At 64.4% G+C, this 18,537-nt stretch carries 19 protein-coding genes; 10 read left to right on the top strand and 9 right to left on the bottom strand.

The window, feature by feature from the left end:
• Positions 1 to 63 precede the first annotated feature (63 nt).
• From ABD919_RS17680 to ABD919_RS17690, 3 genes are all read left to right on the top strand, one after another.
• Complete coding sequence (locus ABD919_RS17680; protein WP_345237377.1) at positions 64 to 1,617, top strand: ArnT family glycosyltransferase; 1,554 nt, start codon at positions 64 to 66, stop codon at positions 1,615 to 1,617.
• 112 nt (positions 1,618 to 1,729) lie between these two features.
• The gene (locus ABD919_RS17685; protein ID WP_345237378.1) at positions 1,730 to 2,164 is read left to right on the top strand and encodes a BLUF domain-containing protein; all 435 of its coding nucleotides are present in this window, start codon (positions 1,730 to 1,732) and stop codon (positions 2,162 to 2,164) included.
• Positions 2,165 to 2,288: 124 nt separating this feature from the next.
• Positions 2,289 to 2,792 carry a hypothetical protein gene (locus ABD919_RS17690; RefSeq protein WP_345237379.1) on the top strand — a complete coding sequence of 168 codons (504 nt, stop codon included), beginning with the start codon at positions 2,289 to 2,291 and terminating at the stop codon, positions 2,790 to 2,792.
• Positions 2,793 to 2,870: 78 nt separating this feature from the next.
• Here the strand turns inward: ABD919_RS17690 and ABD919_RS17695 are convergent, their stop codons facing one another.
• From ABD919_RS17695 to ABD919_RS17705, 3 genes are all read right to left on the bottom strand, one after another.
• Entirely contained in the window at positions 2,871 to 3,389 is a 519-nt protein-coding gene (locus tag ABD919_RS17695) for a 2'-5' RNA ligase family protein (RefSeq protein WP_345237380.1), read from the bottom strand.
• 67 nt (positions 3,390 to 3,456) lie between these two features.
• Positions 3,457 to 4,101: a CatB-related O-acetyltransferase gene (locus ABD919_RS17700; protein ID WP_345237381.1), complete on the bottom strand. Its 645-nt coding sequence runs from the start codon at positions 4,099 to 4,101 to the stop codon at positions 3,457 to 3,459.
• A 165-nt stretch (positions 4,102 to 4,266) separates the two neighbouring features.
• Positions 4,267 to 4,608, bottom strand: a complete 342-nt coding sequence (locus ABD919_RS17705) for a hypothetical protein (protein ID WP_345237382.1) — start codon at positions 4,606 to 4,608, stop codon at positions 4,267 to 4,269.
• A gap of 220 nt (positions 4,609 to 4,828) precedes the next feature.
• Between ABD919_RS17705 and hutI the strand changes: the two genes are divergently transcribed.
• Positions 4,829 to 6,088, top strand: a complete 1,260-nt coding sequence (gene hutI, locus ABD919_RS17710; protein ID WP_345237383.1) for an imidazolonepropionase — start codon at positions 4,829 to 4,831, stop codon at positions 6,086 to 6,088.
• Here the strand turns inward: hutI and ABD919_RS17715 are convergent.
• The 3 genes from ABD919_RS17715 to ABD919_RS17725 are packed head-to-tail and all read right to left on the bottom strand — an operon-like array spanning position 6,080 to position 9,414.
• On the bottom strand, positions 6,080 to 7,021 hold the full coding sequence (locus tag ABD919_RS17715; RefSeq protein WP_345237384.1) for a hypothetical protein: 942 nt from the start codon (positions 7,019 to 7,021) through the stop codon (positions 6,080 to 6,082). The two genes, hutI and ABD919_RS17715, sit on opposite strands and share 9 nt — an antisense overlap.
• 36 nt (positions 7,022 to 7,057) lie before the next feature.
• On the bottom strand, positions 7,058 to 8,848 hold the full coding sequence (locus ABD919_RS17720) for a hypothetical protein (RefSeq protein ID WP_345237385.1): 1,791 nt from the start codon (positions 8,846 to 8,848) through the stop codon (positions 7,058 to 7,060).
• Positions 8,845 to 9,414, bottom strand: coding sequence for an RNA polymerase sigma factor (locus ABD919_RS17725; protein WP_345237386.1), 570 nt, complete (start codon positions 9,412 to 9,414; stop codon positions 8,845 to 8,847). Before ABD919_RS17725 ends, ABD919_RS17720 begins: the two co-directional genes overlap by 4 nt.
• A gap of 313 nt (positions 9,415 to 9,727) precedes the next feature.
• Here ABD919_RS17725 and ABD919_RS17730 point away from each other — a divergent pair, with 313 nt between their 5' ends.
• The 3 genes from ABD919_RS17730 to ABD919_RS17740 are packed head-to-tail and all read left to right on the top strand — an operon-like array spanning position 9,728 to position 12,779.
• Positions 9,728 to 10,531, top strand: a complete 804-nt coding sequence (locus ABD919_RS17730; protein WP_345237387.1) for a PhzF family phenazine biosynthesis protein — start codon at positions 9,728 to 9,730, stop codon at positions 10,529 to 10,531.
• Positions 10,532 to 10,576: 45 nt separating this feature from the next.
• Positions 10,577 to 11,650 carry a tetratricopeptide repeat protein gene (locus tag ABD919_RS17735; protein ID WP_345237388.1) on the top strand — a complete coding sequence of 358 codons (1,074 nt, stop codon included), beginning with the start codon at positions 10,577 to 10,579 and terminating at the stop codon, positions 11,648 to 11,650.
• A gap of 43 nt (positions 11,651 to 11,693) precedes the next feature.
• A complete protein-coding gene (locus ABD919_RS17740) occupies positions 11,694 to 12,779 on the top strand; it encodes a tetratricopeptide repeat protein (protein WP_345237389.1) in 1,086 nt (361 codons plus the stop codon).
• Positions 12,780 to 12,802: 23 nt separating this feature from the next.
• Here the strand turns inward: ABD919_RS17740 and ruvC are convergent, their stop codons facing one another.
• A complete protein-coding gene (gene ruvC, locus ABD919_RS17745; RefSeq protein ID WP_345237390.1) occupies positions 12,803 to 13,453 on the bottom strand; it encodes a crossover junction endodeoxyribonuclease RuvC in 651 nt (216 codons plus the stop codon).
• Positions 13,454 to 13,638: 185 nt separating this feature from the next.
• Between ruvC and ABD919_RS17750 the strand changes: the two genes are divergently transcribed.
• Both ABD919_RS17750 and ABD919_RS17755 read left to right on the top strand, forming a co-directional pair.
• Positions 13,639 to 14,661, top strand: coding sequence for a lysylphosphatidylglycerol synthase domain-containing protein (locus tag ABD919_RS17750; protein WP_345237391.1), 1,023 nt, complete (start codon positions 13,639 to 13,641; stop codon positions 14,659 to 14,661).
• 158 nt (positions 14,662 to 14,819) lie between these two features.
• Positions 14,820 to 15,893 (top strand): glycosyltransferase, encoded by a 1,074-nt coding sequence (locus ABD919_RS17755; RefSeq protein ID WP_345237392.1) that lies wholly within the window; start codon positions 14,820 to 14,822, stop codon positions 15,891 to 15,893.
• A gap of 8 nt (positions 15,894 to 15,901) precedes the next feature.
• Here the strand turns inward: ABD919_RS17755 and ABD919_RS17760 are convergent, their stop codons facing one another.
• Positions 15,902 to 17,107, bottom strand: coding sequence for an acyltransferase family protein (locus ABD919_RS17760; RefSeq protein WP_345237393.1), 1,206 nt, complete (start codon positions 17,105 to 17,107; stop codon positions 15,902 to 15,904).
• A gap of 237 nt (positions 17,108 to 17,344) precedes the next feature.
• On the opposite strand from ABD919_RS17760, the gene ABD919_RS17765 reads away from it, so the two are divergent.
• Positions 17,345 to 17,869 carry a c-type cytochrome gene (locus tag ABD919_RS17765; protein WP_345237394.1) on the top strand — a complete coding sequence of 175 codons (525 nt, stop codon included), beginning with the start codon at positions 17,345 to 17,347 and terminating at the stop codon, positions 17,867 to 17,869.
• Between the two features lie 31 nt (positions 17,870 to 17,900).
• On the opposite strand, the gene ABD919_RS17770 is transcribed toward ABD919_RS17765, so the two are convergent.
• A partial coding sequence (locus ABD919_RS17770; protein WP_345237395.1) for a hypothetical protein occupies positions 17,901 to 18,537 on the bottom strand: 637 nt, incomplete at its 5' end.

An 18,537-nucleotide genomic window follows, 5' to 3' on the forward strand; every position in this document is an offset into this window, starting at 1 on the left:
AATGGCCTTGGTGCAAAAGCAGGACTGGTTAAAATGCGCAACCACGGCTCTACCTTTCCGGTCATGAAACGCCTGCTCCCGCTACTCTTCGCCCTGCTGAAATTCGTCAGCGGCTACCTGCTCTACAATTCCATCTACGAGCTGCAGCGCGACGAGTACCTCTACCTCAACCAGGGGCGGCACCTGGCCTGGGGCTATCTGGAAGTACCGCCGCTCATTGCCTTTCAGGGCTGGGTGAGCATGGCCCTGGGTGGCAGCTTTTTCTGGGTGAAGTTCTGGCCTTTCCTCTGGGGGGCGGCCACAGTGTACCTGGTCATGCGGCTGGCCCAGCGCCTCGGCGGGGGCTGGTTTGCGCAGGTGCTGGCCGGCGTGTGCTACCTGGGCACGGCCTTCGCCCGCCTCAACTTATTGTTTCAGCCCAACTCCTTTGAGGTGTTTGGCTTTGTGTTCTGCCTGTACTGGCTGGTGTGCTACTTCCAGCAGGAAAAGCCCCGCTACCTCTACCTGCTGGGCCTGGGCCTGGGGCTGAGCCTGCTCAACAAGTACACCACCCTGTTTTTTATTGCGGCCCTGGGCGGGGCGCTGCTGCTCACGCCCTGGCGGCGCCTGCTGCTGCACAAGCACTTCTGGGGCGCCGCGGGTCTGGCGCTGCTGCTGTGGCTGCCAAACCTGGTCTGGCAAATCAGCCACGGCATACCCTTTCTGCACCACATGCAGCTGCTGCACGACACCCAGCTGGTGCACGTAGAAGCCGCCGACTTCTGGAAGCCCCAGCTCCTGATGTGCCTGCCCGCCCTGCCGGTGTGGGCGGCCGGCCTGCTGGCCCTGCTGGTCAGCACGGCCTTCCGGCCTTACCGGGCGGTGGGGCTGGTGAGCGTGCTGGGCGTGGGCCTGCTGGCCCTGCTGCACGGCAAAGACTACTACGCCCTGGGCTACTACCCGGTGCTGTTCGCGTTCGGGGCCCGCTGGTGGGAAGCACGAATGCAGCGTTGGGGCAGCCTGGGCGGCATTCGGCTGCAGTGGCCGGTGCAGGCCGTGCTACTGGCGTTGCCCTTGCTGCTCACGGCAGCCATGGCGCCCTTCATCTACCCGCTGCGCGCGCCCGGAGAGATGGCCGAGCTGGCGCCCCGCTACCAGCACCTGGGCCTGTACCGCTGGGAAGACGGGCAAAACCACGCCCTGCCCCAGGACTATGCCGACATGCTGGGCTGGCAGGAGCTGGCCGACCAGACCTGGGCGGCCTACCAAAGCCTGCCCCCCGCGCTGCGGCCCCACACCCTGATTCACTGCGCCAACTACGGGCAGGCCAGCGCCATCAACTACTACAACCGCAACCTGGGCCTGCCCCCCGCCCACAGCATGAACGGCAGCTACCTGTTCTGGTACCCGCGGCAGCTGGCGCAGGTGCAGGCACTGATTATCGTCGACGACGAGCCCGACGATGAGCTGGCGCCGCACTTTGGCTCCTACCGCCGGTTTGGGCAGCTGGGCAACCCCTACGCCCGGGAGCAGGGCACGGCCATTACCGTAGGGCTGCAGCCCGACAGCAGCATCGTGCAGCTGCTGCGGCGCGAGTGGCAGCAGCAGCTGGGCGAGTGGGAAAAAAGCCGCTTCTGAAACCATCGGCAGCGGCAGCCGGCAGGTTTGAATATTACCCAGTATTTTGCAGCATACCGGGCTTCGTCTGGTTGCAACCGGCTTTGTCATCAGGCCCAACCTGGGATTCTATATGCAGCCTTTCCACTTGATATACCGCAGTACCGCCACCCGGGCGCTCAACGCCGCCGAGATGGCCGCTTTGCTGCGGAAAGCACGGGAGTTTAACAAGGCGAACCGCATCACGGGAATTCTGCTCTATACCCCGGGGCAGTATATGCAGGTGCTGGAAGGCGAGCGGCAGGAGGTAGAAGCCCTCTACGCCAGCATCTGCCGCGACGAGCGGCACCGGCAGGTGCTTTGCCTTACCCAGGGCGCCACGCCAAGGCGGGTGTTTCCAACCTGGAGCATGGGCTTCCTGGCTACTTCTGCCACCGAGTTCGACCGCCTGGCCGGGCACGTCGACCCCGGGCGGCCCATTGGCCAACTCCGCCGGCTGCATAGCACGGGCCCGGGCCTGCTGGCCTTGCTACAGGAGTTTGCCATGGCCCAAATAGTCCAGTTTTAAGGCCGGAAGCGGGGCTGCCAGGGGCGGTGCCTATTCTAAAAATGCAACCCTCTTAGCAGGTGGGCGTTGAAAGCTAAAATCTGCGCATACGGCGCGGGTCTTCACCCTTCAACTCCCTTCAGCAATGAGCAAGCAAAAAGAAAAAGACGAGGAAAAAGACGCCAAAAAAGGCGGTAAGAAAACTGACGCCAGCGCCGGTAGCAGCGACCAGGAAAAAGAAGGCAAAGCCAAGGGCGGCAAAGCCAGCAAAGGCGCGGAGGGCGGCGAGAAAAAGGCTTCTGCCAAAAAAGGCGGCACCGAGAAACTGGAAGACCTGCCCGAGCGCATCACCGACACCGTGGCCGTAACCGTGGGCAACCTGGCCGAGCAGGGCACCCGCAAAGCCATGGAGGCCGTGGGCGACACCGTAGAAAAGGCCGCCAAGAAAGTAGTCGACCTGGTAACGGGCGAAGGCAAAGCCAAGCCCGGCCCGGCCAAAGGCTCGCCCAAAGCCAAGGCGGCCGGGGCCAAAGGCGGCGAAGCCAAAGCCGCCAGCAAGTCGGGCGCGGCCAAAGCCAGCGGCGGCAAGTCCTCCACGGCTAAATCCGGTGCGGCCAAAGGCGGCAAAAAGGAAGGCGACAAAGAGTAGGCTGCAGCATTACATAAAAAGCCTGTTGCTCTCCGCATCACGGAGGGCAACAGGCTTTTTATGTAATGCTGCCAACGCTCAGCTGCCGGCAAAAGCGAACTGCTGCACGGGCTCCCAGGGGCCGCCCAGGTAGCGCCACAGGGCCAGGCCGGTGCCGGTAGCCGGAAAAGGCTGGAAGGCGCGGGAAAGCTCCAGAAAGAGGCGCTTGGCTACATCGGGGCCTACTTTGTTTTGTACCGTAACGTGGGGGTTCAGCCGGTGCTGGTCCTGGGGGGTAAGCCAGGGCTGCCAGGCTGCCTGCAGCTCCCGGTGCAGGGTGCGCAGGCTGGTGTTGTCGAGGTTGAAGGCTACGCCCTGGCCCAGGAAGCGCACCCCGCTTACCTGCAAGGGCAGAAGCGGGAGCGCGGCACAGCGCTGCTGCAGCTCGGCCTTGATGGCGGGCAGCTCGGCGGCCGGCAGGCTGTGAAACAGCGTAACGTGCGCCGCCAGATGGTTGAGCGCGGGCGGGAAGTGCCGCTGGCGCAGGTCGTTGAAGTAGGCCTGCGCCTGCTCGTCGAGGGTCAGGGTTAGTATAAGGGGCCGGGGCGCTTCGCTCATAGGCAGGGGACAGGGTGGTTTAGGTAAACCCTTTCCGCGCCGGAAGGTTGGGCTGGGCGAGGCCAGGCTAGCGGGCCTGCTCCAGCGCCGCCAGGTCGGAGCCGCACACGGCGGGCAGGTTGCGGGCCAGCTTTTCGGCATCCCAGTGCCACCAGGCCAGGGCCTCAAGGCGGGCGATGGTATCGGCATCGAAGCGCATGCGCACCACCGTGGCGGGGTTGCCGGCCACCACGGCAAAGGCCGGCACATCGCGCGTCACCACGGCCCGGGTAGCAATAATGGCCCCGTTGCCGACCTGCACGCCGGGCATAATCAGGGCGTCGTGGCCTATCCACACGTCGTGGCCCACCACGGTGTCGCCCTTCACCGGAAAGTCGCTGAGCGGAAAAGCATGCTCCCAGCCCTGGCCAAACACAGCAAAAGGGTAGGAGCTGAAGCCCGCCGTGCGGTGGTTGCCGCCGTTCATGACAAACCGGACGCCGGCCGCCAGCATGCAGTAGCGCCCAATAATCAGCTTGTCGCCAATAAAGGGGAAGTGGTAGAGCACGTTGCGCTCGAAGTTGCCTACGTCCTCGGGGTCGTCGTAGTAGGTGTAGTCGCCCACTTCAATCTGCGGGCTTTGGATGATGTTTTTCAGGAACACCAGCCGCTGCTGCCCGCCGGCCGGGTGCAGGGTGTCGGGGTGGGGGCCAAAAGTGCTGGGCAGGGGCATCGCAAAGCGCGGATAAAGACGGCTGCAAGCTACACAGGCGGCTTTGCAGCACGGCAAGAGCCCAGCTGTCGGCATTCACAACAAAAGCCCATTCCGCCGGCGGAATGGGCTTTGTCTTTCATGCAGAGCTCAGGTAAGGAATTCTTGCTCCGTACGATTTTGCAGTTAGCGAACGGTCAGGGACCGGGAAAAAGCAGGGGTGCCGTCGTAGTCGACGGTAACAAGGCGGTAGGTGCCGGCCCGCAGGCCCGTGTTCTGAAAGCGGTAGCGCGTGGCCGCCGTTACGGGGCGGTTGGCCATGGCTTCCCAGGAAGACTGGGTGCTGCTGCGGCGCTGCACAATCACGTAGGCCACTTTAGCCGTGGGGGCCAGGGTCCAGGTCAGGGCGGCTTTCTGCCCGCTGCCACTGCTGCCGAAGTTGCTCAGCGTGGGCAGAAAGGCCGGGGCCGGTTTGGCCGGGGCAGCTTCGCCGTTGAAAAGCAGGATGCTAAGGGCAGTGGTAAGCAAAAGCATAATGGAAAAAGGCTTTGGGGAGTTGGAATGATGCAAATATCCTCAATAAAACCGATATGTATCGGGCCTGCTCGGCAGACCTATGTCTGAACCCGGCCAAAGCAGCCTTGCCGTCGGCGGAAGCAATGCTACTGAAACGGCGATGTTGCTTCCCCGCTCAGCTATTGGCACCCGCGATGGGGCGTGCCCGGGCGGGCTGCTCTATTTTCGCACCATGACCTACTCCCTTGTTGTGCAGCACGCCGCCCAGGTGCTGACTTTGGCCGGCGGCCCCGGCACCCAGCCCCTGGCGGGCACCGACTTAGCCGGCTGGACCATTATTGAAAATGGCTACGTGGCCTGCGATGGCGAGCGTATTGCAGCCGTGGGGCCCATGGCCGCGCTCGACCATTCCCGCATAGCCCACACAACCCGGGTGATTGACGCCACGGGCCGGGTGGTGATGCCGGGCCTGGTGGAGTGCCACACCCACCTGGTATTCGGCGGCAACCGCGCCCACGAGTTTGAGCGCAAGCTGCGGGGCGAGTCTTACCTCGACATCCTGGCCAGCGGCGGCGGCATCCTGAGTACGGTGCGCGCCACCCGCGCCGCATCGGAAGAGCAGCTCCTGGCCAACGCCCTGCACCACCTCGACGGCTTTCGGCGCTACGGCGTAACCACGGTGGAAGCCAAGAGCGGCTACGGCCTCGACCGCGACACCGAGCTGCGGCTGGTGCGGGTGGCGCGGCAGGCCGGGCAGCAGCACGCCGTGCGCGTGGTGCCCACCTTCCTCGGCGCCCACGTGGTGCCGCCCGAGTTCAAGCAGGCCGGGCCCCGGGCCTACGTCGATTTTCTGCTGCGCGAAGTGCTGTCCGACCTCAAGGGCGAGGCGGCCTACGTCGACATCTTCTGCGAGGAGGGCGCCTTTCCGCTGGCCGAGTCGCGCTACTACCTCGAGCAGGCCCACAAGATGGGCTTCGGCCTGAAAATCCACGCCGAGCAGCTCCACGACCTGGGCGGCTGCGAGATGGCCGCCGAGCTGGGCGCCACCAGCGTCGACCACTGCGACTACCTCACGCCCGAGGCGGCCGGCCGCATTGCCCGGCTCAGCCAGGGCCGCACGGTGGCCGTGCTGCTGCCCCTGGTGCCGCTGTTTCTGCGCCAGGAGAAGTACGCTCCCGGCCGGCAGTTTATCGAGCAGGGCCTGCCCATTGCCCTGAGCACCGACTTCAACCCCGGCTCCTGCCCCAGCAAAAACCTGTGGCTGGCCATGTCGGTGGGCTGCCTGAAGATGGGCCTGACGCCGCGCGAAGCCATTGCCGCCGCCACCCTCAACGCGGCCTGGGCCATTGGCCTGCAGCAGGAGGTGGGCTCGCTGGAGCCCGGCAAGCGGGCCGACGTGCTGGTGCTCGAGGCCGGCAGCGTAAGCGAGGTGCCGTACTGGCTGGGCGAAAACCCGGTGCGCGACGTTGTTATCGGCGGCGTGCTACAGTAGGCGGATGCGGCGCAGGATTTCGGCTTCGGGCAGCTCTTCCAGCTGGGGCTGAACCACCATATTGGCCTGCACCGTTAGCGCCTGGGTACCGAAGAACAGCCGGTCGTTGCGGCTTTGCAGCACCACGGCCACCATGGGGAAGCCCAGGGGCATGTAGCCACTCCAGCGCAGGCTGCCTGGCGGGGCATACAGCCGGGCCAGGCCATTCACCCCCACGGGGCGCAGGTAAACTTTGGTTTCCGCGGCCTGGGGCACTTCCACATACACCAGTGTGCCGGGACCGGGGGCCAGGAGCTGGTCGATGTTCCACCAGCTAATCGAGTCCAGCGGAATCATGGCCCGGTAAAAGTTGACGGGCGAAGCTGGAATAATGGGAACGGGGGATGTTCCCACGGGTACCCAGCCGATGGAGTCGTTGCTGCTGGCTGGCCCCGGGCTGCTGGCTTGCTGCCACAGCGTCATGGTCCGGGCGGTATCCAGGCCGGCTGGCACCGGCGACTCCAGCGTGAGCATGGCACTACTGGCCTGGGCACTGGCGGCCATTCGCAAACGGGTACTGCCCTGCCAGGCCTGGATGCTAAACTCGCCGCCCGATTGCAGCAGCTGGCCCCAGGCAGTGGTGGTAGGCATGTCGGCCAGCACCATGCCGGCCACGTTGTACACTTCCTTTACGCGCAGCTGGGCCTGGCCGGTCGCCAGGGCGCCGTTGGGCAGGCGGAAGGCATTGGCCGGAAAGCGCAGGGTAGCTTTTCCGGTCGTGCGCAGCACCTGGGCTTCGTTGAGGTTAAAGGTAAACGTCTGCACCACGGGGCCATTTTGCCGCCGCAGCTCAGTCAGCGACCCGGCCTGGTCGGTGGCGATAATGAGAATATCTTCTTTGCGGCAGGACAGCAACAAGCCAGCCCCCAGCAAAAGCAGGGATAAACGCTTCATGAGAGTAAGTAAAAAAGACGGTAGGAAAGAGCTGCCTTAGCGCAGCCCGTAAGAAACTCCCAGCTGCAGGCCGGTCCCGATAAGGTAGCGGGGCTCCAGGCCCGACAGGGGGCGGGTGAGGGAGGTAACGAAGGACGTGGCTGTGGGCTGGGCCAGCAGCTCCCACTGCGGCGCCAGGCGGTAGCGCAGGTCCAGGCCCAGGCTTAGGGCCAGGCTCAGGCGCCGGTACGGATACACCGGGCGGCTCCCGGCCGTGGCCTGGCAGGCACAGGCGTTGCCTTCGCTGCTGTTGCCGCCCACGTAGATGGCCGCCTCGGCCCCGCCCTGCACGGCATAGCGGAACCGGGGGCTGGTCGAGCCCAGCTGGTAGCTGACGCGCACCGGCACCGTCACGAAGCGGTAGGTGTCGCGCAGGCGCACGCTGGTGCCCAAAGAGTCTGACTGCAGGGGGCGCGGGCTGCTGATAATAACCGCGCGGGGTGCATTGATGGCGCGCAGCACCAGGCTGGTGGCGTACTCCTGGTAGCCTAGGCCCCCGCCTACGGCCCAACGGCCGTTGAGCACGCGGCGCAGCTCCAGCTGGGCCCCAAAGCCCATCGCCGGGCGCTCCAGGCTTTCAATCGTAGTAGCCGCGCCCTGCGTGTCGTAGAAGTTGCTGACAGCAGGCCCGGGGGACGGGAACGGAGCCGGTGCCGCCTGAGCCATATCCTGTTGCGTTTCCAGCCGCCGGTACGTCAGGGAGGGGCCGGCCAGCAGCTGCAGCGTCCAGCGCTGCGGGGGCAGCAGGGTGGGGTGCGGGAAGGTGTCGGCCACCGTGCGCACGGCCGGCACCGCCCAGCTTGCCAGTTGCGGAGCTACCGGGTGCAGGGGCAGGCGGGCCACACTGCCGGCAGGCAAAGCCGCGGCCGACGACTGCGCTGCTGCGCTGGCATTTTGCTGCTCCCGGGTGCCGGCGGTAGTAAGAGCCGCAGTTGCCGAGCTGGCCTCCGCTGCGGCTGCCCGCTGCTTGCGTAGGCGGGAGTAGTTGCCAGTAGCACCTGTCAAGGCCGCCGCCTGTTCAGCCTCATGGCGGGTGCGGGAAGAAAGCAGGGCCGAAGGCGTACGGCCTGCCCGGCTTGCCTGGGGGGAAGACAAGGGCTGGGCTGCAGGGCGCAGTGCCGGCGCTGCATCACGCTGCCTGCGGGCCGCGTTGGGAGCCGCTGCCAGCGCCGGGGCCAGGTTTGGCTTGCGGCCAGCCGAAGCAGCGGCTGCGAAGGCCGCCCCGCCATTTCCGGCGTGGCTAACACCTGCGCCTGGGTTCGAGTGGGTCGCTGCCTGGCGGCCAGGCGCGCCGGCCGGCGAAGTGCTGGCGGCAGTAGTTGTAGCGAGGGCCGAAGCAGTAGTTTCAGCCTCCGAGGCGGCGGAGCTGCTGGCTAATACATTTTCTGCCCCCGAAGAAGCGGTTGAAAGTGTCGGCGCGTGGCTGCCGGCGGCAGTGCCAGCGGCGCTTGACTGGGCGGACGAGGCCTGGCGAGCAAGCGCTGCCGTTTGCTCCGCCTCGGGCTGGTGGGGGCGGGGGGCTTGCTGTACGGCCACGGCCTGGCGGCCTTGGGAGTCGGTGCGGTGGGTGCTATACCACCAGGCGCTGAGGCAGGCTGCGCTAAGGAGGCCACCAGTCAGCACGCGGCTGGCCCAGTGGTAGGGGCGCGGGCGGGTCTGGGGCAGGGCCACCGGCGGGGGCAGCTGCTGCCGAATGTTGGCCCACAGGTGCGCGGGCGGCTCCTGGCCGTAGTCGGCCAGGCGGTCGCGCAGGGCGTCGTACAATTCGTTGGGTTCACGTTCGGTCATGGCAGTTGCAGGGCATTTTGCGCCGCAAGGCGCGATTCGAGGAGGCGCCGGGCCCGGGCCAGCTGCGACTTGGAAGTGCCCTCGGCAATGCCGAGCAGCTCGGCGATTTCCTGGTGGGAGTAGCCTTCCACGGCGTAGAGGTTTAGCACGGTGCGGTAGCCCGGCGGCAGGGTGTCGAGCAGGGCCATTACATCGGCGGCGGCCATCTGTTCCAGGGCCGAGTGCTCGCCCGAGCAGATGTCGTCGGCCAGCTCGTCGAGGTCGGCGCCGGGAGCAGGGTGGCGCAGTTTGTGCTGCTCCAGGGCATGCAGCGAAGTGGTGACGGCAATGCGCCGGGCCCAGGCTTCGAAGGGGCCCTGCCCCCGGTACTGGTCGAGGCGGGTAAAGATTTTTACAAAGGTGTTCTGCAGGGCATCTTCCGCTTCCACCCGGCTGGGGCAGTAGCGCAGGCACACGCCCATCAAGTTGTAAGAGAGTTTTTTATAAAGCTGGTACTGCGCTGCCGACTCGCCACGCCGGCACGCGGCCAGCAAGGTTTCATCGATGGGTACGACAACGGACGGCATCAGCAGAAGGAGGTATGAGGAACACTGAAGGAAAAAAGGAGGGGTGGCCAGGAGCCAGCCTCACTCCAGCTCGCCAGCCCGCACTCATCCTTTTTACCTTCGCCGGTGAAGACTTCTGCACCCTTGACCGACGGGGGGCAGCCGCGGTTGCGCGGGGCAGCATCTTTTTTAAAGATAAGGCCGATGTTCCGGCCTAGCAAGCCGGATTGAGGCGCTGCCGCGGCCAGCACCCGCCCTTTTGCCGGCATGCTGCCGCTACCATTTCGTGCCACACTCCGGCCCTTGCCGTATTCTTGCGAAAAAACGGCCCCTCATGACTACCCCGCTATACCACATCGACGCCTTCGCCCAAACCCCTTTTTCCGGCAACCCCGCCGGCGTATGCCCCCTGACTAGCTGGCTGCCCGACGGGCTGATGCAGCAGATTGCCGCCGAAAACAACCTGGCCGAGACGGCTTTCTTTGTGCCCCGCGCCGAGGCCGGCGCAGAGTATGAAATTCGCTGGTTTACGCCGGCCGCAGAGGTCGATTTGTGCGGGCATGCTACCCTGGCCTCGGCCCACGTGCTGTGGCAGCACCTGGGCTTTGCCCACGAGCAGGTGACCTTTCACAGCCAGAGCGGCCCGCTGCGGGTGCGCCGGGAAGAAAGCGGGCGCCTGGTGCTCGACTTCCCCTCGCGCCCGCCCCAGCCCCTGACCGCCCACCCCACGGGCCTGGCCGATGGCCTGCGGGCCACGCCCCTGCACGTGCTGGCCGCCCGCGACCTGGTGGCCGTGTTCAGCTCCGAAGCCGAAGTGCTGGCCCTCAAGCCCGACTTCGCCCAGCTGCTGGGCATCGAGTACCTGGGCGTTATCGCCACCGCGCCGGGCAGCGGCGGCGTCGACTTCGTGTCGCGCTTTTTCGCGCCCCGCGTGGGCATCAACGAAGACCCGGTGACGGGCTCGGCCCACAGTACGCTCATTCCGTACTGGGCCGCCAAGCTGGGTAAGAATGCGCTGCGTGCCCGGCAGGTGTCGCCCCGCGGCGGCGACCTGTGGTGCGCCCTGCGCGAAGACCGGGTGGATATTGGGGGCTATGCGGTAACCTATGCGCTAGGAGAAATCCATTTGCCGGCTTAGCTTTAAGGCAGCGAGTCTTATCCTGCGAGTCAACTCCTTGTCGCCATGAAACCTACCCTACTCCTGCTGCTTTCCGCTTGTTTACTCTCCGGTCGGGGCTGGGCCCAGGATGCGGCAATAGTGGCCCGTGAGCGGGTGCAGGAAGGGGTGGCGCTTTACGACGAAGGCAAGTACGAGCAGGCCGTGGCTAAGTACCAGGAGGCACTGGCTGCCGTGCCCGGCGACTCACACGCGCAGTCGGAGCTGGCCATGACCTTCAACACCCTCAAGCGCTACCCTGAGGCCGCGGCCCTGTGCCAGCAGGTACTGGAAAAGCCCGATGCTGATGTTGCGGTGTACGTCACCTACGGCAACAGCCTGGATGGAATGGGCAAGCCCAGGGAGGCCGAGCAGGCGTACCAGCGGGGACTCAGGCAGTATCCCGACTCCTATGCCCTCTACTACAACCTCGGGGTGGCACAGACCGGCCGCGAGCGGCTCGACGAAGCTTTGAGCAGCTTCCAGCACGCCGTATCCTGCAATCCCAGGCACGCCAGCTCGCACCTAAGCATTGGGGCCGTTGAGCTGGCCAGGCAGAAGCGGGTGCCGGCCATCATGGCCCTGGGTCAGTTTCTGGTGCTGGAGCCGCGCAGCGAGCGGGCCATGCGCCGGGTGGTGGCCCTGGATAAAGCCATGAGCCGGGGAGTAACGCAGCAGGACGAGAACAACATCACCATCAGCATCGACTCGCGCACCCTCACCGATTCCAAGCGTAAAAAGACCGGGCCCGACAACTTCAGCCAAACCGACTTCCTGCTGTCGCTGGGCCGCGCCGTGGAGATGGACAGCAAGAACAAGGCGAAGACGGAGGCAGAGCGGTTCAGCAGCCTGTTCAGCTCCATGTGCCGGCACCTGGCCGAGGTGCAAGGCAAGGGCAACCACGGGTTTATGTGGGAGTTCTACGTGCCGTACTACATCGAGATGGAAAAGAGAGGCTATGTGCCCGCCTTCACCTATCTCATCCACAGCTCCCAGATGGAAGCGGGCGACGTGCAGCAGTGGCTGGCAGCCCACAAAACCGAGGTGGAGGTGTTTCAGGAGTGGGCCCGGAGCTATACCTGGCCCAAGGTGAAAATGTAGGCTGTGGCCGAAAGTGCTGGCTATGTGGGAATTCAAGCATAATATGCGGCTAACCTTACGTACAAGAAACAGCCTGCTGGCATTGGGCTTCTGCCTGCTGGGCAGCATGGCCCAGGCCCAAAGCCCATCGGCCCAGGTGCTGCTGGACCAGGGACTGGAGCTGTTTAAGGCCGACGACAACGCGGGGGCGGCCGCCAAGTATGAGCAGGTGCTGGCCAGTGTGCCCGGCAACATCGCCGCTTTGATGGGCTTGATGTATTGCTACATGAACCTGCACCGGGATACGGAGCTGGTGAGCGTGTGCGAAAAGCTGCTGCAGGCTCCTGGGGAGCTGCCATTGGCTACTGCCTACAGCTACTACGGGTTAGGCCTTAGCCACCTCAAGCGCTATGCCGACGCCGAACAGGCGTTTGCCAAGGGCGCTGCACAGTACCCCGATGATTTCGCGCTGCATTTCAACCGGGGCAACAACCTGATTCGACTAAGCCAGCCGGCGGCTGCTAAACAAAGCTATTGCGCTGCTGTGGTGGCAAACCCCCGTCACTTCCGCTCGCATCTCAACCTGAGCGTGGGAATGTTTGCCGAGGGAGACCGGGTGCCCGCGGTGCTAGCCTTGGGCCGCTACCTGGAGCTGGATGCCCAGGGCCAGCAGGCGGCCGCCCGCGCCGGCCAGTTCGACCAGGCCTTGATGCAGGGCGTACGTCGTCAGGATGAGGGCCACGTCAACGTAACCTTGCCCAGCAAGAGCGTCGATGCCTTGAACGCCGGCACCGTGAAGCCAGACGACTTTGCCAACCTTGAGGTGGGCCTGACTTTAGCCGCAGCCAAGGCAGTAGGGGAAAGCAAGGGGAAAAGCTCCCATATTACCCTCGTGCATGAAGTATTTGTGGAGTTGTGCCGGCTGCTGGCTGCGCAGGCCCCGGGCCAGCGTACGGGGTTTGCCTGGCAGTACTACGCTCCCTATTATGTCGAGCTCGAAAAGCAGGGCCATGCCCCGGCTTTTGTACACCTGACGCACACGGCCCAGGGCGAGCCCGAGGTGCAGCTCTGGCTCGCCGCACACAAAGCAGATGTGGCAAAGTTTCAGCAGTGGTCAGCTGCTTATGCATGGCCGAAAGGGCTGCGGTAGAATGAACTAAACAACAGCGGGACTTACTTGACCGAGGCTTTGGCCGGGGCTTTCTTCTTGGTGGTAGTCGCTGCCCCCAGGCGCTCGGGGTTTTCGGCCAGGAACTTGCCCCAGCTTTTGCCGCCGGCCACGCCCGCGTTGTTGCCTTTCTGGTAGTGGTGGCACAGGGCCACGGCCAGGGCATCGGTGGCATCCAGAAACTTGGACGCCTCGGCTACGGGCGGCAAAGTCAGGGTCTGGCGCAGCATGTGGGCCACGTGCTCCTTGGTGGCCGAGCCGGAGCCGGTGATGGACTGCTTCACCTTGGTAGGGGCGTACTCCACGTAGGGAATCTGGCGGGAGAGGGCCGCGGCAATGGCCACGCCCTGGGCCCGGCCCAGCTTGAGCATGCTTTGCACGTTCACCCCAAAAAACGGGGCCTCAATGGCCAGCTCGTCGGGCAGAAACTCGTCAATCAGCTCAATCATGCGGTCGAAGATGCGCTTGAGCTTCACGGCATGGTTAGCGCCCAGGGCCTTCATGTTGATGACATCGTACTGCAGCACGTCCACGCGCTGCCCGCGCACTTCAATCAGGGCGTAACCCATAATCTGCGTGCCGGGGTCGACGCCCAGGATAATCTTGGGCAGCAGGTCGAGGGCAGGGGCGGGGCGGGGGCGGGTAGGGGCAGGCATCTCTTACAAAGTTACGTGCAAAGGCGGGTGGTTTCCTTTTATAGAATTTAGACGTTAGACATGAGACATTAGAAAGTTCTTTCGGCAGAACGATTCTCATGTCTCATGTCTAACGTCTCATGTCTAAGGTCTCAGTTCTCATGTCTGAGGTCTCAGTTCTCATAGCGGCCGTAGTTTTGAAGTCCGTGAACCCCGAAGCCGACTCTTCCCCTGTTGCCGCTGCCAAATCCCGGCGGCTTGCCCGCCTGGTGCTGCTGGGCAAGCTGGGTATTACGCTGCTCACGCTGGGCTTGCTCTATAACTCAGTGTTTGCCGCGCCCGATACGGCGGCGGCCTGGCGGCAGCTGCTGGCCTCGGCCCTGAGCGGGGCCGGCCGCGCGCCGGTGCTGGCCGCCCTCGCCCTGGTGCCCCTCAACTGGGGGCTGGAGGCGTGGAAGTGGTACCGCCTGGCCCGGCACCTGGAGCCCGTCACGTTTGGGCGCAGCCTGCGGGCCGTGCTGGTGGGCCTCACCCTGGGCTTTGCCACCCCCAACCGGGTGGGCGACTACGCCGCCCGCATCATTGAGCTGAAAAGCCGCCGCGTACACGCCCTGGGGGCCGTATTCCTGGGCCGCTACTGCCAGCTGGTGGTCACGGTGCTGGCCGGCGTAGCGGGCGTGCTGTACTTCCTGCTGCGGTTTTACCTCAAGGGCTACCCGGCGGCCGGGCTGGGCGTGCTGGCCACGGCCCTGGTCGTGTGCCTGCTGGTGCTGGTGCCGCTGTACCGCTCCCGCCTGCTGCTGTCGGCGCTGGGCATCTGGCGGCCCCTGCGGCGCTTCCGGCCGGCCCTGGCCGTGATGCCCACCTACCCGGCACAGGCCCTGCACGCGGTGCTGGCTATTTCGGGGCTGCGCTACGGTGTGTTCTGCGCCCAGTTTATGCTGCTGCTGCTGGCTTATGGTGTAAAGGCCCCGCTGGGTGGCGGCCTGGCCGCCGTGGCCGGCACTTTCCTGATGAAGTCGCTGGTGCCCTCGCTCAATGCCCTGGCCGATGTGGGCGTGCGGGAGCTGTCGGCCACCCACCTGTTCAGCCTGCTGGGCCAGCCGGTGCTGCCGGTGCTCTCGGCCAGCCTCAGCCTGTGGGTGCTCAACATTGCCCTGCCCAGCGCGGCGGGCCTGCTGCTGGTGCCGGGTATTCGGGTGCTCCGTCAAAAGCAGGGCCGGCCATGATAATAGCAGGACTGATGCTGCTTGCGGTGCCAGCAGCCTATGCCGGGGTAATGGCCTGGCTGCGCGGGGGCAACCCAGGCTCCCTGCCCCCCGCAGAGTTGGTAGCCAGCCCTAACTTGGGTGATACCCAGCCAGGCGCACAGTCAGGAAATCCGCAGTTGGCTGGCTCCCCTCTCCGCGGGAGAGGGGCCGGGGGTGAGGTTGCCGGTACCGCGCCTCCCCAATTCTCCATCCTGATAGCCGCCCGCAACGAAGCTGCAAACCTGCCGCAGCTCCTGGCCGACCTGCAGGCCCAGACCTTGCCCGCATCTCAGTTCGAGGTGCTTATTGCCGACGACCATTCCACCGATGCCACGGCCGCCCTGGTGCAGGCCGCTGCTGCCACAAGCGCCTTTTTCCTGCGCCTGGTGCAGCTGCCGGCCGGGCAGACGGGCAAAAAAGCGGCCCTGGCCGCCGCCCTGGCCCGGGCCCGGGCCCCCTGGCTGGTATGTACCGATGCCGACTGCCGGCTGGGTTCCGGCTGGCTGGCGGCCTACGCCCGGCTTATTGCCCGCCACCCCGAAACACAGTTTGTCAGCGGGCCGGTGCTGCTCACGGGGCCGGAAACGCCGCTGCACTACCTCATGGGGCTGGAGTTTGCCGGCCTGATAGGTGTTGGGGCGGCCTGCATCCGGCGGGAGCGGCCCACCATGTGCAACGGCGCCAACCTGGCCTACTGCCGCGCTGCTTTCGAGGCCGTGGGCGGCTATGCCGACAACACCCACGTAGCCAGCGGCGACGACGAGTTTCTGCTGCACAAGATTCACGCCCGCTACCCCGCTGGCAGTGTGCGCTTCCTGGCCGATGCCGCCGCCATTGTGCGCACTGCAGCGCCGCATAGCATCGCCGAGCTGCTGCGGCAGCGCGTGCGCTGGGCCAGCAAGTGGAAGCACTACCAGAGTGCGGCGTCGCGGCAGTTGGCCCTGCTGGTGCTGGGCGCCAACCTGGCCCTGGCCGCCGGGCTGGTAGCGGGCATTATCTGGCCGGCGCTTTGGCCCTGGGTGGCCGCTGCCTGGACGCTCAAGCTGGGCGCCGACGCCTGGTTTCTGTGGCCGGCGCTGGGCTTTTTCGGGCGCCGCCGCTGGCTATGGGCCATGCTGCCGCTGCAGCTGCTCTACGGGCCGTATGCGCTGGCCGTGGGCCTGGCCGGCTGGCGCGGCGGGTATAAGTGGAAAGGGCGCCGGGTGAGCTGAGGCCGCCGCTACGCATGCGCGGCCACACTGGCTGGCTTTGTAGGAGGAGCAGCATTGGCCCTTGCCGGGCGGGGGCGGGCGAGGCGCTCCCGCAGGGCCAGAAACGGCCGCTCGAAATAGTGGTACGACAAGCTGCTGAGGATAACGGAGCCGCCCAGCGTCACAGCAGTCATCAGCAGCGCTTTGGGGGCGGTATCGATGGAAATCTGGCGGGTGATGCAGTACTGCAGCGCCACGTGGATGACAATAATGTGGAACACATATAAGCCGTAGCTGATGGTGCCCAGGTAAGCCAGCACCCGGCTTTTGATTTGAATGGCGGAGCCGGCCGGCAGAAACATGGCAATGAGGGCAGTAAACAGCGCCGCCACTACCAGGGGGCGGAAGATGTTGAACACGCTGCCGGTAACGTAAGGCAGCACGTCGACCTGAAACACCACCGCCAGCACCACCACCAGAATAAGCAGGTAGCGCAGGGCCAGGGCCAGGCCGTTGATGCGGGCCGAAAAGCCGGCGTAGTCCCGGGCCACCCAGTAGCCCAGCAGGCCCCCAATGGCAAACACGTCGAGGTGGGTGAGCAGGTCGTTGGTGTCCATCATGGTGTTGTTGGGAAACACATAGGGCTCCACGAAGCGGAACGCGCAGGCCAGGGGCAGGCAGGCCAGCAGGAAGGTAAGCACGTGGCGCAGCGGCAGCAGAAACACGGCCAGCATCCACACCAGGTAGAAATGCTCTTCGATGCACAGCGACCAGAACACCGGCAGGGGCGTGGTGCGCGGGAAGTTGTCGGCCAGCAGCATCTTGTAGTTTTCCAGAAACGTGAACGAAAACCGCCAGTCGGGCACGTAGCCGCCGCCCACCATGTGAAAGCCCCAGCGGTCGGCCCAGGCCTCGGGCAGCAGGAATGCCAGCAGCACCAGGGCGTAGAACAAGGGCCAGATGCGCAGGCTGCGCCGGATAAAGAAGCTGCGCAGGTTTACCTGGCCACGGGCCAGCTTGTCGGCCACCAGCAGGTAAGTAATGAGAAAGCCGCTGAGCACGAAAAAGAACTGCACCCCAATGCCGCCGCCCCGCTTCAGGTAGTTGAACACCGGAAAGTCGCCCTGAATGGGCAGGTGCAGTAGGTACACCTTGAAAAAGGCAAAAAAGCGCAGCGCTTCCAATGAAGGAAAATGCAGCTTGTCGGAAGTGGAGGTAGGCGCCAGGGGCTGCATTCGCAAGCAGGAAAATGTAAGCGAAGCTAAGGATAAAGGCTGCGGGGAGCCTGGCCGGGCGAAATGAACGGGCGGGCGCAGCGAGCAGCGCCGGAGCAGGGCGGCGATAGGCTGCTGTGGCTTAGCCATGCCGAAAAAAGTGGCCTCAGCGCAATAGAAAACCACAAAAAAGCCTTGTAAACCGAAGCCGGGAGCCTACCTTGTTAGTATCAAACCAACCACCAAAACCACGTTGTCATGGCTGCTAATTCTTCGGGTTTCACCATTGCCGCCGGCATGGGACTGATTGTACTGCTGATGGGCTACACGCTGCTGAATGCCGCAGGGCTGGTGGGCCTGGCCAGCGAGCCGCAACCGCTGGAATGCGGGGTTGTGGCAGCCGATACCACTTACGCAGAAGCACCGGAGGGGCCGGCAAGGTATCCGCTCCTGACAGAGGAAGATGCCGCGTTGGCTAGTACCGGCGACGCGCTTTTCAAAAACAACTGCGCCCAGTGTCATGCAATAAACGACCGGGTAGTAGGCCCGGCCCTGGCCGGCATCAACCAGCGCCGCCCCATGTCCTGGCTTATTCCCTGGGTGAAGAACTCCAGCAAGATGGTAGCCAGCGGCGATGCGTACGCAGTGAAAATCTTCAACGAGTACAGCAAGCAGCAGATGCCCAGCTTTGCGCTTACCGACGACGAAATAAAGGCAGTGCTGAAGTACGTGGAAGTGGAAGAAAGCCACCGCTCCTTTGCTGTGGCGGCAGTAGTCGATTAGCTGAATCAGCCAACCGGCCCCAGCCAGGCGGCTATGGCATAAGCATGATGTCAATCAGGACAGTATTGTCCTGCTTCCACTGCAGCCAGCCTGTGGTAGCAGTCTTACACTTGTCAATGTATTCCTGACAGGGCTGGCCTTCGTGCGGGTTGCGGGGCTGGTTGTAGAAGCAGTCGTATCGGACTTTCAACCAGTCGCCTTTTACTTCCTGCGGGCAGAACATCTCATGTCCAGCCGGAATAGCCAGCGTGTCGGCCTTGCTCTGCGGCATTTTGCGCAAAGGCAGCCTGCTAATGCGGCGGTTGGCTGTCTCAGTAGCGCGCCGAATGCCGTACGAGGAGAGAATGTACTCGTCCCAGGTCCAGAATTTATACTCTTTCGTGCGGGGCAAGTATTTGATGACAGAGAAATTAATCAAAACCCGGTAGGCCTTTGCGGTTGTTCGCACGCACACAAAGTGCATAATGCCGTAGTCGGGCTTAAAGAACATGGGGCATATGTCGGTGGACTCCTCGGTCCCCTCATACTGGTACATATCGCGCCGGGCGAGCGTGTCGGTCAGCAGGCTGTCGTTAAAAATGCTGAAGAAGCTGTTTAGGAAGTCGGGGTTGGGGCGATTTTGCGCAGCAACAGGACGGTAAAGGCGAGCCAGTGCCAAGCCAGCCAGT

The organism is Hymenobacter saemangeumensis, from assembly GCF_039541835.1.
GTDB lineage: Bacteria > Bacteroidota > Bacteroidia > Cytophagales > Hymenobacteraceae > Hymenobacter > Hymenobacter saemangeumensis.